This window comes from Spiroplasma endosymbiont of Polydrusus pterygomalis, assembly GCF_964030635.1.
Classification (GTDB): domain Bacteria; phylum Bacillota_I; class Bacilli_A; order Mycoplasmatales; family Mycoplasmataceae; genus Spiroplasma.
Window position 1 is genome coordinate 712,886 of record NZ_OZ034909.1, and the last position, 15,760, is coordinate 728,645.

Annotated in this window: 14 protein-coding genes; 12 read left to right on the forward strand and 2 right to left on the reverse strand. The window is 29.7% G+C overall.

The window, feature by feature from the left end; translation table 4 throughout:
- Window positions 1-7 precede the first annotated feature (7 nt).
- Window positions 8-856 carry an IS3 family transposase gene (locus ACQH23_RS04615; protein ID WP_425379094.1) on the forward strand — a complete coding sequence of 283 codons (849 nt, stop codon included), beginning with the start codon at window positions 8-10 and terminating at the stop codon, window positions 854-856.
- 39 nt (window positions 857-895) lie between these two features.
- Here ACQH23_RS04615 and ACQH23_RS04620 read toward each other — a convergent pair whose 3' ends face one another.
- Window positions 896-1,954, reverse strand: coding sequence for a rod shape-determining protein (locus tag ACQH23_RS04620; protein ID WP_425379095.1), 1,059 nt, complete (start codon window positions 1,952-1,954; stop codon window positions 896-898).
- A 411-nt stretch (window positions 1,955-2,365) separates the two neighbouring features.
- On the opposite strand from ACQH23_RS04620, the gene pyrH reads away from it, so the two are divergent.
- From pyrH to ACQH23_RS04675, 11 genes are all read left to right on the forward strand, one after another.
- Complete coding sequence (pyrH, locus tag ACQH23_RS04625) at window positions 2,366-3,091, forward strand: UMP kinase (protein WP_425379096.1); 726 nt, start codon at window positions 2,366-2,368, stop codon at window positions 3,089-3,091.
- Window positions 3,092-3,640, forward strand: coding sequence for a ribosome recycling factor (frr, locus tag ACQH23_RS04630; RefSeq protein WP_425379097.1), 549 nt, complete (start codon window positions 3,092-3,094; stop codon window positions 3,638-3,640).
- A gap of 61 nt (window positions 3,641-3,701) precedes the next feature.
- On the forward strand, window positions 3,702-3,986 hold the full coding sequence (locus ACQH23_RS04635) for an undecaprenyl diphosphate synthase family protein (RefSeq protein ID WP_425379098.1): 285 nt from the start codon (window positions 3,702-3,704) through the stop codon (window positions 3,984-3,986).
- A 23-nt stretch (window positions 3,987-4,009) separates the two neighbouring features.
- Entirely contained in the window at window positions 4,010-4,309 is a 300-nt protein-coding gene (locus ACQH23_RS04640) for an undecaprenyl diphosphate synthase family protein (protein ID WP_425379099.1), read from the forward strand.
- Between the two features lie 223 nt (window positions 4,310-4,532).
- Complete coding sequence (locus ACQH23_RS04645) at window positions 4,533-5,633, forward strand: phosphatidate cytidylyltransferase (RefSeq protein ID WP_425379311.1); 1,101 nt, start codon at window positions 4,533-4,535, stop codon at window positions 5,631-5,633.
- A gap of 3 nt (window positions 5,634-5,636) precedes the next feature.
- Window positions 5,637-6,785 (forward strand): 1-deoxy-D-xylulose-5-phosphate reductoisomerase, encoded by a 1,149-nt coding sequence (gene dxr / locus ACQH23_RS04650; protein WP_425379100.1) that lies wholly within the window; start codon window positions 5,637-5,639, stop codon window positions 6,783-6,785.
- A gap of 50 nt (window positions 6,786-6,835) precedes the next feature.
- Entirely contained in the window at window positions 6,836-8,176 is a 1,341-nt protein-coding gene (locus ACQH23_RS04655; RefSeq protein ID WP_425379101.1) for a site-2 protease family protein, read from the forward strand.
- A gap of 24 nt (window positions 8,177-8,200) precedes the next feature.
- Complete coding sequence (locus ACQH23_RS04660) at window positions 8,201-12,562, forward strand: PolC-type DNA polymerase III (RefSeq protein WP_425379102.1); 4,362 nt, start codon at window positions 8,201-8,203, stop codon at window positions 12,560-12,562.
- Window positions 12,563-12,620: 58 nt separating this feature from the next.
- Window positions 12,621-13,514 (forward strand): GTPase Era, encoded by an 894-nt coding sequence (era, locus tag ACQH23_RS04665; protein ID WP_425379103.1) that lies wholly within the window; start codon window positions 12,621-12,623, stop codon window positions 13,512-13,514.
- A 25-nt stretch (window positions 13,515-13,539) separates the two neighbouring features.
- On the forward strand, window positions 13,540-13,959 hold the full coding sequence (gene recO, locus ACQH23_RS04670; RefSeq protein WP_425379104.1) for a DNA repair protein RecO: 420 nt from the start codon (window positions 13,540-13,542) through the stop codon (window positions 13,957-13,959).
- 38 nt (window positions 13,960-13,997) lie between these two features.
- Window positions 13,998-14,333: a hypothetical protein gene (locus tag ACQH23_RS04675; RefSeq protein ID WP_425379105.1), complete on the forward strand. Its 336-nt coding sequence runs from the start codon at window positions 13,998-14,000 to the stop codon at window positions 14,331-14,333.
- Between the two features lie 369 nt (window positions 14,334-14,702).
- Here ACQH23_RS04675 and ACQH23_RS04680 read toward each other — a convergent pair whose 3' ends face one another.
- Window positions 14,703-15,686: a UPF0236 family transposase-like protein gene (locus tag ACQH23_RS04680; protein WP_425379106.1), complete on the reverse strand. Its 984-nt coding sequence runs from the start codon at window positions 15,684-15,686 to the stop codon at window positions 14,703-14,705.
- Between the last annotated feature and the right edge of the window lie 74 nt (window positions 15,687-15,760).

A 15,760-nucleotide genomic window follows, 5' to 3' on the forward strand; every position in this document is an offset into this window, starting at 1 on the left:
ATCATAATTGCAAGTTTCAAAAATTACTTTATCATGATATTTAAAAGAATTAAGAATTTCATATGATACTTGAAATAAATATTCAAAAAATTGTGATGAATATCAACCAAATATTGATTATTCAATATATGAAATAATTAAAGCAATTCATAGAGAAAATAGTATTAAAGGACACAGACAAATTAAATTATCTTTGGAAGAGCAAAAAATTAATGTGTCGAATTCAACAGTTTATCGTTATATGAAATTAGCTAATAGAATTTCTAGTGTAAGAATTAAAACAAGAAAAAAAATTAATCATTTCTTAAAAATGACAAATGAACATATTCGACATAAATATCTATTAAAACGTAATTTTAAAGCTGAAAAAACTAATCAAAAGTGATCAATTGATATTACGTATGTTAAAACAATAACAGAATGAGTATATTTATTTGCAATCAAGGATTTATTTAGTAATTTAATAGTAAATTATTCTTTAACAACAACTCCAACAGTAAATTGAGTAAATAATTGTATCAAAGAAGCAATTATTAAAAGAAAAATAATCAAAGGTGAATTAACTATTAATTCTGATCAAGGTATTCATTTCACTTCAAAAGCTTATGAAAAATTATTAAAAAAACACGGTATAAATATAAGTATGTCAAGAAGAGGCAATTGTTTAGATAATTCACCGATTGAAAATCAATTTTCAATTCTTAAAACCGAGAACTCAGAATTATCACACTGTAAAAATATTTTAGAAGTAAAAAATATTGTAGATAATTATATAATTCATTATAATGAAAAAAGAAAAATTTTAAATTTAAAAATGCCACCACTTCAATATGAAATGAAAGCATTTTTTAATTAAAATTCTCAGTTATCTGAAACTGTGCAAGGTTTAAAATTCTTATCTATTTTTTTTATTTTCTTCAATTAATTCAGTTCTAATTTTTTTCTCATAGGCGATACATCCGTCAATAACAGATGTGTCAGCATTTTTAGCTATTCGAACAGGAATTTGGAAATACTCGGATAAGAATTTTTTCATTCCAGCAATTTGGGCACATCCGCCAGTAACTAAAATACCGTTAGCGACAGCATCTCCAGTTAATTCAGCAGGAGTTTTTTCTAAAACTTCTGTTATTAATTGTGTAATTGATAAAAAAATACTTATTAATAATTTTCTAATTTCTGAGTCTAAAATTTCGGTTTCTTTTGGCATTCCTGTTACAATATCACGGCCAAAAATAATCATTTTTTTATTTTCTTTTGTTTTGTATAACGAACCAATTTGTTTTTTAATTTGTTCAGCGGTTACGACACCAATTGAGATGGTATGTTTTGCACGAATATATTTTAGGATTTCTTCATCAATATAATTTCCGGCTGTTTTAATTGATTTACTTTTAACAATTCCACCAGCGGAGATAATGGCACAACTTGTTTTGCCACCACCAATATCTAAATTGAAAGTTCCTTTTGGTGCAAAAATATTTTCGCCTGCTCCCAAGGCTGCCATTAATGAATCTTCTTCAATTTTTACAAAGTCAGCACCAATATTTTTACATATTTTAATTATTGCTTGTTTTTCTAAATCTGTAACATTTTTGGGACATGCAATTAAAACAATAGCATTTTTTCATAAATCAGTTACCTTTGCTTTTTTTCCTATTTGTTGAATAAATTCTTCTGCAATAGTTAAATCTGTAACTGCGCCATTTCGTAATGGTGAATAAATTTCAATTTTATCGTGGGTTTTTCCAATTAACTTTTTAGCATCATCCCCCAATGCTATTAGTTTATTAGTTCCGATTTCAAATGCCATTACTGATGCTTCATTAAAAATAATGCCTCTCCCCGCAACATAAGCAATTGAATTAGTGGTACCTAAGTCGATTGCAATAAATTTACGAGGTGCTTTTGGCGAAATGTTAAATGTATTTTTCAATACGTCTGATATTGCCATCTTTAAAATGTCTCCTTTCGTTTTATTGCTTCGTTAAAAAAACATAGCAATAATAATATAATAATTTTCTTAAATATTAAACCCTTTACTTGCTATAAAACATTCAATATCAAGTGATTATATTATATAAAATCTAAGGTAATTTGCAATTAAAACTTTAATTTTGTCGAAAACTCTTGATAAAGGCAAAAACCCTTATAAAATATAGAAATTTGCAATAAATACATTTTATTAAAAACCCAATAAAATAAAGGTTTTATTAAAATATCAAGATTTTTCTACAAAATTAAAAAAATGGTTGCAATTTATTAAAAATATTTTATTATTAATTTAACAAGATATAAATTTGCCGTTTGTATCTACACAACGCCTATATTAGAATAAAATAGAACAAAGAGAGGAAAATTTATAATGGCGTTACAATATAAGCGTGTTTTATTAAAATTATCTGGTGAAGCTTTAGGGAATTCTGATGATTTATATGATTCAAAGAAAATTCATGATATTGCTAAGCAAATTGTTAAATTGCAAAAAGAAGGCTTACAAATTGCAATTGTTGTTGGGGGCGGTAACATTTGACGTGGTAATCGCGCTGATACAATTAATATGAACCCAATTAGTGCAGATTATATGGGAATGTTGGCAACTGTTATGAATGCGTTAGCATTAGAAGCAGTTTTAAAAAATGAAGGTAGCGAAAATGTTGTCGTAACTTCAAAAATTCAAGTTTCGGAAGTTGCTTCGCCATATTTATTTAAAAAAGCAAAAGCTGCCTTAGAAAAAGGGACAATTGTTATTATGGCCGGAGGAACTGGGCAACCAAAATTTACCACTGATACAGCAGCAACAATTAGAACAATTGAAATTGATGCGGATGTGATGTTAATGGCTAAAAATGGAGTTGATGGGATTTATGATAAAGATCCCCATCACAATGCCGATGCTGTTCGTTTTGACAATATTAGTTTAAATGAATTACAAAAAAAACAATTAAAAGTGATGGATTTAACTGCTTCTAGTTTAGCAATGGAAGATAATGTTAAAATTGTTGTTTTTGATATTAATGAATCAGATAATATTTATAAGGCAGCGCATGGTAATGCTCGCTCAACAATTGTTACAGGAGGAAAAAAATAGATGTCGCAAGAAGTTATTAATCAAACCAAAGAAAAGATGAAGAAAGTGATTGTTTCCTTTGAAAATGAATTAGTCAAAATTCGAACTGGTCGAGCTAATCCAAATATGTTATCACATATTATGATCGATTACTATGGAACACTAACCCCAATTCAACAATTAGCTAATATTATGGTCCCCGAGGCACGCCAATTAGTAATTAAACCATATGACCGTTCAATTATTAGTTTAATTGTTACAGCAATTAATAAAGCCGATTTAGGGTTAACACCAAATTCGGAAGCAGATTTAATTCGGTTAAATATTCCCTCATTAACAGAAGAACATCGAAAAATATTGGTTAAAGAAATGTGAAAGGCAAGCGAGCAATTTAAAATTGCTATTCGTAATGAACGTCGTGATAGTAATGAACATATTAAAAAAAAGGGTGATTTAAACGAAGATGATAAAAAATATTATGAAGGGGAAGTTCAAAAATTAACTGATCAGTTTATTAAAAAGATTGATGAAAAAGCAACTTTAAAGGAAAAAGAACTAATGGAAGTATAGAACTTTCATTTTTTTATATCACTTGGTATAATTAAAAAAATTGGAAAGAAAGACATAATGGATGAAAATACCACAACATATAGCAATTATTTTAGATGGAAATGGTCGTTGGGACACCCAGCAAGGTTTAGAACGAACAGCTGGCCATGAAGAAGGAGCGAAGCGAATTAAAGATGTTACGCTAAAAGCAAATGCGATGGGGGTTAAGTATTTGACTATCTATTGTTTTTCAACGGAGAATTGAAAACGTACAACAAAGGAAGTTACTTACTTAATGACAATGCCCGAGCGCTTATTAAATAATAAACAAATCAATAAAATTTTAAGAATGAAAACATTGTTTTAAATCATATTGGTCGACGGACAAAAATGCCGCCTAAAACATTATCCGCAATTGATAATGCGGTGCTGCAAACAAAAGATAATAATGGAATGGTCTTAACCTTTGCCTTTGATTATGGGGCAATTGAAGAATTATTAACTGCAATTAAGCAAATACCACCCGTGCAATTAGCAACTATTGATGAACAAACATTATTTCAGCATTTATATACCAAAGACTTCCCCAATGTTAATTTAATGATTCGCTGTGGTGGTGAACAACGGTTAAGTAATTTCTTATTATTACAAAGTCGTTATGCTAAATTATATTTTACGAAAGACTTTTAACCAGAATTTGATGAAAATTTTAATTTTGTAGAAAAATCTTGATATTTTAATAAAACCTTGATTTTATTGGGTTTTTTATAAAATGTATTTCTTGAAAATCTCTATATTTTATAAGGGTTTTTGCCTTTATCAAGAGTTTTTACAAAATTAAAGGATGAAAATGCTTTCACTGCGGCAATATTGGATTATAATAATAGAAATAGAAGATTTGGAGGAATTGAAAGTGATAAAAAATCAGGATAATAATGTGTTTGTTGATGAAAAAGAAATGTCAGCAGGAACTAATAATGGATTAAATAAGCCAGACAAACCAAAAGATCATAAAGGCATGTTTCAAAAAAAATATGTTGCTCGTCATATTACCTTTTATGCCTTATTAGTTTTTTTAACATTATATTTATTTACTGGCGTAATTACGACAGAATGACATGGTTGAGCAAAAACATCGCATATTGAAATTGCTAATTATGTTTTTATTATTATTAATGTTGTTATTTTAGGGTTAGTTAACTATGAAATTCTACGGTTAGTTGGTGGGACAAAGTGACCAATTTATACCCAAGTTATTACTTACTTATTAATGATTTTTTTATTTTTATTTCCAGCTGAGGCAGTGGCGGATGAATATGGGGCCATTGGGGCAATTAATTATCCGTTTTATACCTTCCTGAACTTCACTTGATTAAAACCATGAATTATTTTTTTCATTTATTTATGTACCATTTTATTGTATTACTGTTTAGTATTTAGTTCAAAAGATATTACCTTTGATAAAATGACTTTAGTTTTAATTTTTACCTTGTATTTAACTTTCGCCTTCAAAGCAATGAATAAATTTATGTTAAATCCGGCTTATGGTTGAAGTAGTGTTGTTTGATTAGCCTTAATTATTACTTTAACTGATATCTTTGCTTTTGTGGGGGGAGTTACTTATGGAAAACATAAATTAGCCCCAACGATATCTCCAAATAAAACGTGAGAAGGGGCAGCGACGGGAACTGTTTTCGCCGCCGGAGTAGCAATTACTTATGCTATCTTAATGTTTCATTTTGATTCGAATAGTCAACATTTAGTTTTTAACTTTTTTTCAAATGATAATGACAAAAATGTTATGCGATATGTAATCTATGTTTTATTAGCAATTGTATTGAGTATTTTATCACAATTAGGGGATTTATCATTTTCATGAGTTAAACGACGTTATGATATTAAAGATTTTAGTAATTTATTGCCTGGCCATGGTGGGGTTTTAGATCGCTTGGATTCATTTTCATTAGTCTTTTTTGTAATGTTTATTATTTCTAATGTAGTTTTAAAACAATAATTAATGATGCGAAATATTATTATTTTTGGTGCTTCTGGCAATATTGGTCAACAAGCTTTACAAATTATTGAATCAAATCCAAATGATTTTCAGTTAACAGCGGTTAGTATTTATCATAATGTTGCAGTGTTACATAAAATTTTACAAAAACATCAAACAATTACAATTATCCATCTTGGCGATGAAACCCACCAAGCAGCATTAGCAACCCAATATCCAAATATAACATTTGTGACGGGTGAAGCGGGGATTGATGCGATGTTAGCGGTTGATCCTACAGCGATGGTTCTTAATGCAATTGGTGGTTTTGCAGGGTTATATCCAACTTTGCAAACTTTAGCGGGTAAAAACAGGACCTTATTATTAGCAAATAAAGAATCATTGGTGGTTGCTGGGGGCTTAATTAATAGTTTATTAACAAAAAACAATAATCAGTTATATCCAATTGATTCGGAGCATTGTGCTATTTTTCAATGTTTAGAACAAAATAATCGTTGCCAAGAACTTATTTTAACGGCCTCGGGGGGAATGTTTGCCGATAAGACATTAGCGGAGTTAAAGACAATTGATGAGCATCAAGTTTTACAACATCCAACTTGAACGATGGGACAAAATATTACGATTGATTCTTCAACAATGGTTAACAAAGGATTAGAAATTATTGAAGCTTACCATTTGTTTAAAACAACGAATATTACGGTAGTCTTACATCCTCAGTCGGTGTTACATTCGGCGGTTCAATATGAAGATTATTCAATTTTAGCGCAATTATCAAAACCATCAATGTTACAAGTTTTAAATTATTTTTTATATTATCCAGTTCGAAAATATAATGCGCTCTTGCCACCTTTAGAATTTAGTGAACTAATGACCTTAACTTTTCAGAAGGCGGATTTATCTCGTTGAAAAGCACTACAGTTAGCTTATCGTTGTCTAAACGAAAATAATTCCTTGGCAGTTACTTTTAATGCCGCAAATGAAGAATTACGGGGCCTTTTTTTAGCTGGAAAAATTAAGTTTTATCAAATTGTGGACTATATTGAATATTTTATGAATCAGATTAAACTACAAAAATTGGTTAATTATCTGCAAATAAAAAAATTAAATGATATCATTAAAAGAGATATTATTAATTATTTTTCAAAAAAATAATATTATTCCGATTAAAACAGTAAGGAGTTAATAAATAAATGTCGGCAGGGATGATAGTTTTAGGTTTTGTAATTGGGATTATAATTTTACTAATACTAGTTACAATTCATGAGTTTGCACATTTTGTTATTGCAAAATTAGCTGGGGCCTATGTCTATGAATTCGCAATTGGTTTTGGCCCAAAAATTTTTTCGTGAGGGAAAAAAGAAACCCGTTATTCAATTCGGATTTTTCCATTTGGTGGTTATGTTTATATTGCTAGTGAACTAGTGGATCCACCCAAAGGACAGGAGGAGGAAAAAGTTCCTTCTGAACGAAAAATGGAAAATATTGCCAAATGAAAACGTTTAATTTTTATTGTGGCCGGCGCTTTAATGAATTTTTTTATTGCTGTTTTTATTTTTACAACAACTTTTGCGGCGTTAAGTTATAGACCATCTGATTTAAATTATTGAGGCGCTAAGTATGATACTAATGGTGCAGCTTATCAAGCCTTAGCTACTGTAACAGATGATATTGGTCAAGATATTGTTATTTTACATTATTGATTAGGATCAGATGAAGCGAAACTTACAACGGCACGAGAATATTATTTTAAACAAGGCAAAGATAAAGATGATAATGACCAAAATCAAATTTTAGCAAGTCACTTGGGAACAGTCGCGGATATTCCTAATTATGAAAAAATTGTTAATAATTTTATTAGTAATTTAGAAAAACAATATAATAAAAGTAATGCAAAAGATAAGGTTAATTATATTACTCTTGCTTTTGCTCGGGTAAATAGTAAGAAAGAAATTACGATTGATGATAAAATTAAGTCGTTGTTTCAAACTAAACCGGTGGAATTAATCGTAAAAGAAAAAACCTATGTTGTTGGTGTTAGAGCTCCTGACCGTTTATTTAATTCAACGGCTCAAGCATATGGGTATGGATGACGGGAAACATTTACTCAGTCAGTAACCATTTTAAAATCATTTGGGTTATTATTTATTGGACAATGGGGACAATTATCGGGGCCAGTTGGAATTTCCAAAACAGTTTCTTCAATTTTAACAAGTGGGCCAGCTGAGTTCTTCATATATGTGGGAATGTTGTCAGCTAACTTATTTGTTTTAAACTTAATTCCAATTCCGCCTTTGGATGGTTATAAGTTTTTTGAAACGGGAATTGAAGGAATTGTTGGTGACACAAAACGGTTGCATGGACGGATTCGAATTTGAAGAAAACGCCATAATCCAGTGGAGAAAAAATTATTATTAGCAGAATATGAAGGAAAAGATCAAAATTGACAGCTACCCCATAAAGCAAAAATTATTATTAATGTGACGGGAGCCGTCTTATTTATCTTATTATTTATTGGAATAACAATTAAAGATGTCTTTTTTTAAGCGGAAAATATAGATGAGGATTAAATGATGGACCAACAATTGATAAAACTATTTACAACAAATAATTTAGCATTCACCGAAAATTATTTTGATGATGCTAAAATCATTAAAACTGAATATAGTACTAGCGAAGGATTATTTCGGATTGTAATTGAAATTAATGATTTTTTACCTCCTGAAATTTTATTAAAATTAGAAAAAACTTTATTAGAAAGTGAGACCTTACCAACCAAAATTTCATTGCGAGTACGCCAAAAACAATATCACTTAGAAACTATTTTTCGTTATTTAGAATATATTCGGTTAAATAAATCTGAATTAAAAAATAGTTTTTTTAGTAAACTAGCCCCAGAACGATTTGCCTTAACAGATAACATTTTAAAAATTACTGTCCATTCTGAAAGTGAACATAAATTAGTCGGCGAACATTGTAATTATTATCAGCAAAAGATTCGTCGTTATGGTTTTAATGACTTGCAATTAGCATTAGTAATTGATTTTCGAGAAAATAATATTTTAGAAATTAATGAACAAGAGTTAATTAAATATCAAGCAGCAGTGCAAACTGCTATCTCGGTAGTTTCGAAACCACCAATGATGGCGAATGGTATGCGAAAAGGAACGAATAACTATAGCAAAGGGAAAATTGGGGAAGCAAGTTATGAACGGTTAATTGATATTGATAAAGATGCTCCAAATGTTACCATTTATGGGAAAATCTTGAATAAAGAACGCCAATTAATTTCAACGAAAAAATTTATTTATACAATTACAATTACCGATTATAGCGATACGATTGGGGCAAAATTTTTTTCCCGAACAGAACAACCAGATGATTTTATTGAAGCATTAAAAATAAATCAATGAGTTAGTCTTTTTGGTAACATTCGTTATGATACTTATGCCAATGAACAAATTTTTTTTATTAAAAAAATTTCACAATTAGAACGTGAAGATTTATATCGCGAGGATAATGCACCAGAGAAACGGGTGGAGTTACATTTACATACTAAAATGAGTGTGATGGATGGTGTAACTGATATTGATACACTTTTTAAAACGTTACAACATTGAAATCATAAGGCAATTGCTTTTACAGACCATTTGAATGTGCAAATTTATCCGGAAATTTATAATCTTAATAAGAAATATCCGGATATTAAAATTATTTATGGGGTCGAAGCGGATGTCTTAGATGATAAGGTATGATATGTTAAAAATCCCCACCATCATAATTTAAGAACTGCTAAGTATGTTATTTTTGACTTAGAAACAACGGGGTTAAGTAGTAGTTATGATAAAATTATTGAATTTGGAGCCGTTATTATGGATGGAATTAGTGGCGAACGCCAAAGTATTAATCATTTGTTTAAACCATCAGTCAAGTTATCATCATTTACGACGGAATTAACGGGAATTACGGATGAATTATTAGCCGATAAGCCAACCTTTATTGAATCAATTGACCAGATTTTAACATATTTTGAAGACGCCATTTTAATTGCTCATAATGCGGAATTTGATATGGGGTTTATTCAATCATGACTAGAAAAAGCGGGACGGCCAAAAATTAATAATACGGTAATTGATACTTTACAATTATCGCGGATTTTAGAACCACATTTAAAAAATTATCGTTTGGGAACAATTGCCCGTTGTTATAGTGTTATTTATAACGAAGAAGTGGCCCATCGGGGGGATTATGACGCGATTGTATTAACTGATATTTATGAACAACAATTGCGGAAATTAATTAACACTTATGAGATTGAGTTTGATGATCAAATTGACCAAATTCATGATTCGGCAGTTTATAAAAAACTACGGGCAAAACATATGACTGTTTTAGCAAAAAATCAAAGTGGTCTCCTAGAATTATTTCAATTAATTACTGCAGCCCATACCAAATACTTTTATTTGACTCCCAAATTATTACGAAGTGTTATTGCTGAACATCGGAGTAATTTATTAATTGGTTCATCATGTGTTAATGGTGATGTTTTTGAAACAGCACGGAATAAAGATTTAACAGAATTACGAGAAGTAATTAGTTTTTATGATTATATTGAAATTCAACCACCAAGTGTTTATAAACATTTAGTTCAAATGGGTGATCTTTCCGAAACAAGATTATTAACGGTTATTAAAGACATTATTTTAACAGCGAAAGAATTAAATAAATTAGTTGTTGCTAGTGGTGACGTGCATTATCTTAATCCTGAAGATAAAATTTTTCGTGAAGTTTATATTAATGCAAAAGGAATTGGGGGTAGACCCCATCCCTTATATGACTATAAGCAACGGATAAATGAGAACCCAGAGCAGTTTTTACGCACAACAACTGAAATGATAAATGAATTTAAGTTTTTAGGGGATGATGAATTAATTTATGAAATTGTCGTCACCAATTCAAACCGAATTGCTGATCAAATTGAAAAAGTTGAAATTATTAAAGATAAGTTATATACGCCCAAAATTGAGGGTAGTGATCAGTTATTAAAAGAGTTATGTTATCAAAATGCTTATAAAATTTATGGTAATCCCTTACCAGCAATTGTTGCTAGTCGTTTAGAGCGAGAATTAAATGCTATTATCAGGCATGGATTTGCTGTTATTTATTGAATTGCCCATAAACTAGTTGATAAATCGTTACAAGATGGTTATTTAGTTGGTTCACGAGGGAGTGTTGGAAGTAGTTTTGTTGCAACAATGAGTAATATTACTGAAGTTAACTCTTTGCAACCCCATTATTTATGTATTTATTGTAGTTATAGTGAATTTATTGTTGATGGGTCAGTTAAATGTGGTTATGATTTACCTGATCGCACTTGTCCAAAGTGTCAAAAACCACTAAAAGGGGAAGGCCATGATATTCCGTTTGAAACCTTCTTGGGGTTTGAAGCGGATAAAGTGCCGGATATTGATTTAAACTTTTCTGGTGAATATCAACCAATTGCCCATGATTTTACGAAAGAAATGTTTGGTGAACGAAATGTTTATCGTGCCGGAACAATTTCGACTGTCGCTGAAAAAACAGCATATGGTTATGTAAAAGGTTACTTTGAAAGTAAAAATATTTTACATTTAAAGCGGCACGTTGAATTGGAACGGATTGCAAAAGGATGTGAAGGGGTTAAAAGAACAAGCGGTCAACATCCAGGGGGGATTGTTGTTATTCCTAATGAATATGAAGTGGAATCTTTTACCCCAGTTAATTTTCCAGCGGATGATATTAAATCAAATTGATTAACAACCCATTTTGATTTCCACGCAATTCATGATAATGTTTTGAAATTAGATATTTTAGGGCATGTTGATCCAACGGCGTTAAGAATGTTACAAGATTTAACGGGCGTTGACCCAAAAACAATTCCGACTAATGATGAAAAAGTTTTAAGCTTGTTCCGTAGTTTAGATGTTTTAAACATTAAACCAGAAGATATTAATGGTGAAAAAACCGGCGCAATTGGAATTCCAGAATTTGGAACTTTTTTCGTGCGGAAAATGCTATTAGATACGAAGCCAACGTCGTTCGCTGATTTAGTACAAATTTCAGGGTTATCCCACGGGACAGATGTTTGAATTGGTAATGCCCAAGACTTAATTCGCAATCAAAATATTACTATTTCTGACGTAATCGGGTGTCGCGATGATATTATGGTTAATTTAATTTATAAAGGATTACCAGCCCAAAGTGCTTTTAAAATTATGGAAGATGTCCGAAAAGGAAAAGGTTTAACAGTGGAACAAGAGCAATTAATGCGGGAAAATAATGTTGAGCAATGATATATTGATTCATGTAACAAGATTAAATATATGTTTCCAAAGGCCCATGCCACAGCCTATGTTTTAATGGCATGACGCGTAGCGTGATATAAAATTAATTATCCGGTTGAATACTATGCAACATTTTTTTCAACTCGTACTGATGTTTTTGATATTAAGACCATTTTAAAAGGAGCCGAAATAATTAAGCAAGTTTTACGTGATATTCAAACGCGCTTGGATAGTAAAGATTTTAATGCGCCAACAAAGCCATCACAAAAAGAAAAGGATTTAATTCCTGTTTATGAAATTGCTTTGGAAATGTATGCACGGGGAATTAAAATGAGTAATATTGATTTAAAAACAAGTCGCAATAAAAACTTTACTGTTGTCACAAATGAAAATGATGAAAAAATTATTTTACCCCCATTTTCGGCAATTGATGGTTTAGGCGGGGTTGTTGGGGATAGTATCATTAATGCCCGTCATGAAAAACCATTTTTATCAATTGCTGACTTACAAAAACGAACAAATATTACTAAAGCGAATTTAGAATCATTTGAAGAACTTGATATTTTAAATGGTTTATCATTAGATGACCAAATTGCATTTGAGTTTTAAATAAGATATTTTTTTGGTTATTTTCCTTTATAATTAGAATGATTAAGAGGTGAAGAAAATGGCAATTAAATCAGGATTTGTGGCAATTGTGGGGCGACCAAATGTTGGGAAATCAACATTATTAAATACAATTTTAAATAATAAAGTAGCTATTGTAACCGCTAAAGTACAAACAACCCGTAATCGAATTCAAGGTATTTATAATGATAAAGAATCCCAAATTGTTTTTATGGACACACCAGGGATTCATAAAGCCCATCATGAAATGGAGAAATTTATGAATAAAGTTGCTTTATCAACAACGAAAGCAGCTGATGTTATCTTATTTTTAGCTCCTGTGAATGAACGGATTGGCGATAATGATCGTTATATTATTAAAGCGTTACAAGAACGCGAAATTCCAATTATTTTAGTTGTCACAAAAATTGATTTAGTTTCAAAAGGTGATTTGATGGTAAAAATTGATGAATGAGAAAAGATTCACCAGTTTACGGCAATTATTCCGATTTCATCGGTAAAACATCAAAATATGGGCGAGTTATTAACTTTATTAAAAGGACATTTAACAAAAGGACCACAATATTATCCAGATGATATGTTAACTGATCAACCAGAGCAGTTTTTAATTCGTGAAATTATTCGTGAAAAAATTTTGTTATTAACAGAAGAGGAAATTCCACATAGTGTGGCAATTTTAATTGATAAGTTGGAAGACAAACCACAGTTGTTAAAAATTATGGCTTCAATTTGTGTGGAACGTGATTCGCAAAAAGGAATTATAATTGGGAAACAAGGACGATTAATTAAACAAATTGGCATACAAGTGCGCTTAGAATTAGAGCAAATTTTAGGAAATAAAATATTTCTAGAATTATTTGTGAAAGTTGTTGATAAATGACGCGATAAACCATCAATGATTGCTCGCTTAGGTTATAACAAAGAAAGTTATTAAAAGATAATGGCAAAAATTTACTGCGATGGTGCTCAATAAGCAACCTTATGGCAATGATAGTGAGATTGTTACTATTTTGCTCGGCAAGTTAGTTTTTTTCGCACCAGGAGTGCGAAAAAGTACATCAAAAAATAAGTATGCAGTCCAGTTTTTAGCAACTAGTGAATTTGAAATATTTTTAGAATATAAGCATAACAAATTAAGTAAATTAAAGATCGGTAATTTATTAACAACAAGAATTAAATTATCACAAAATTATGATGATTATTTATTAGTAACGTTACTTTGTGAAATTACCGAACAAGCAGTTGCCGACCGGGAACCAGATGAAGAATTATATGAATGGTTTAAGGGATCTTTAGATAATTTAGTTGCGTGAGAAGATAATTTAAGTATTGTGATTGCTTTTATGTTTCGAGTTTTAAAATGATATGGATTAGAATAGACTTCTTGCGATACTAACAAAAATAAAAAAAATTACAAATGCTGAATTATACTTGCACTTACAAGTATAATTCAGCAATTAAAAAAATAAAAAAAGATCTAAATAAAACAATAATTCATTCAGATCACGGATATCAATATACATCTAAAGATTATAATAGTAAATGTTTAGATAACAAAATTATAATTTCAATGGGTAAAAATTATCATTGTGCAGACAACATTATTATTGAAAGTTTTCATTCATTACTTAAAAAAGGAACAATCCATAATAAAAATTATAAATCTCATAATGAATATATTAATGATGTTAAAAAATGAAATAAATGATATTCAAACCAAAAAGAAAAAGATATAATAAATGAAAGTTTGTAAACCTTTTTATTAATACTTACTAAACGGGGTGCAGTCTAATTTGTTCATTTTTTACTTGAAGATTTTTAATTTATGTTAGTTCTTGAAAGGGATTAATCCCATTAGCTGTCAATTGTTTTAATAACATTACTTTGTAAATCGTTTTTTCATTAAATATTTTTGGTTTTGAACGAAACATTACTTTAATAATTCGAGCAATATAACTTTCAATGCGACAACCAATATTTTATTGATATTCTCATTTTTGAATTGCTCCATAGTATGTTCTTAAATAATTAGATATTTCTTGTAACTTTCCTTTCGCTTCTTCGGTTTTAACAAGCTGATAAGCTCATTCAAGGTATTTTGTAACCTTGTTTCAGTTTAATTTTAGAATTGCTTTTCTAATTTTATTAAATAAATAACGTTTATAATATCGTGGACCACGGAGACAATCTTTAATTTTTTTAATAACATGGAAATAAATTCAACATTGATGTGTTTTTCAACCGTTGAAATATATTGTGCACCATCACCAAGCACAATAATTTTAGTTGTCTCGGGTGATTCATAATTTAAGTTAATAAATTCTTTAATTCCTTGTCAGTATTTTTTAGAGTTAATTTTTTTAACTTCATTAGTCATTGTTACTAGAAATTTGACATTATGCATTGTTTTTCGTATTGTTTTAGGATCTTTATAACCAGTATGAAAGACGGTTAAACGGATTCTTTTCTTAATTTTTAATCGTTTTTTGATTTGATAACTAATGGCATTGCGATATGCTTCATCGGTTTCAATATAAATAACCCCATCATGTTTTAGTTTTGTATCTGGTTCATCTAGCATTAGTTCTAACAAATGTTTAATATCAAACCGTTTAATAAGGTTAAAAATTGTTTTTTTTGTTATGTTAGCATTCCGATACATATTACAAATATCTTGATAACTAAAATTTATGCCTAATTTGCTGATTATTTCTAACGAAAAATCATAATCAAGTCGCTGATAACTTTCAATCCCTAATTGAATATCAAGTAAAAAGACCGTTTTTGGTTTTTTTGCCACTTGAAATTCTGGTTTTAAGATATATTTTCGTCGTTTAAAAGTAACTTCACCATTACGAAAAACCAAAGTTCGTTGATAAAATCCTTTTGGAATATAACGTGCTTTTCGTCAGTCCTTATTAAAAATATAGTTATCAATATATTCAAAAATATTTTTAAATAGTATTCAAGCTTCAGAACTAATTTCATTGTTTAAATAGGATAATAGTGCTGTAATAGGGATATTGGGGCTAATTTCATTAATTAAATCAATAAAAGAGTTATTATTTTCGTTTAAAAACTCTTGGATTCTAGTTATAATATTCATAGGATAGTTTTCTTTCTAATTTTTTTCAAACTTAATTATACTGAAAACTTTCTTTTTTATTTTCCCCAACTTTG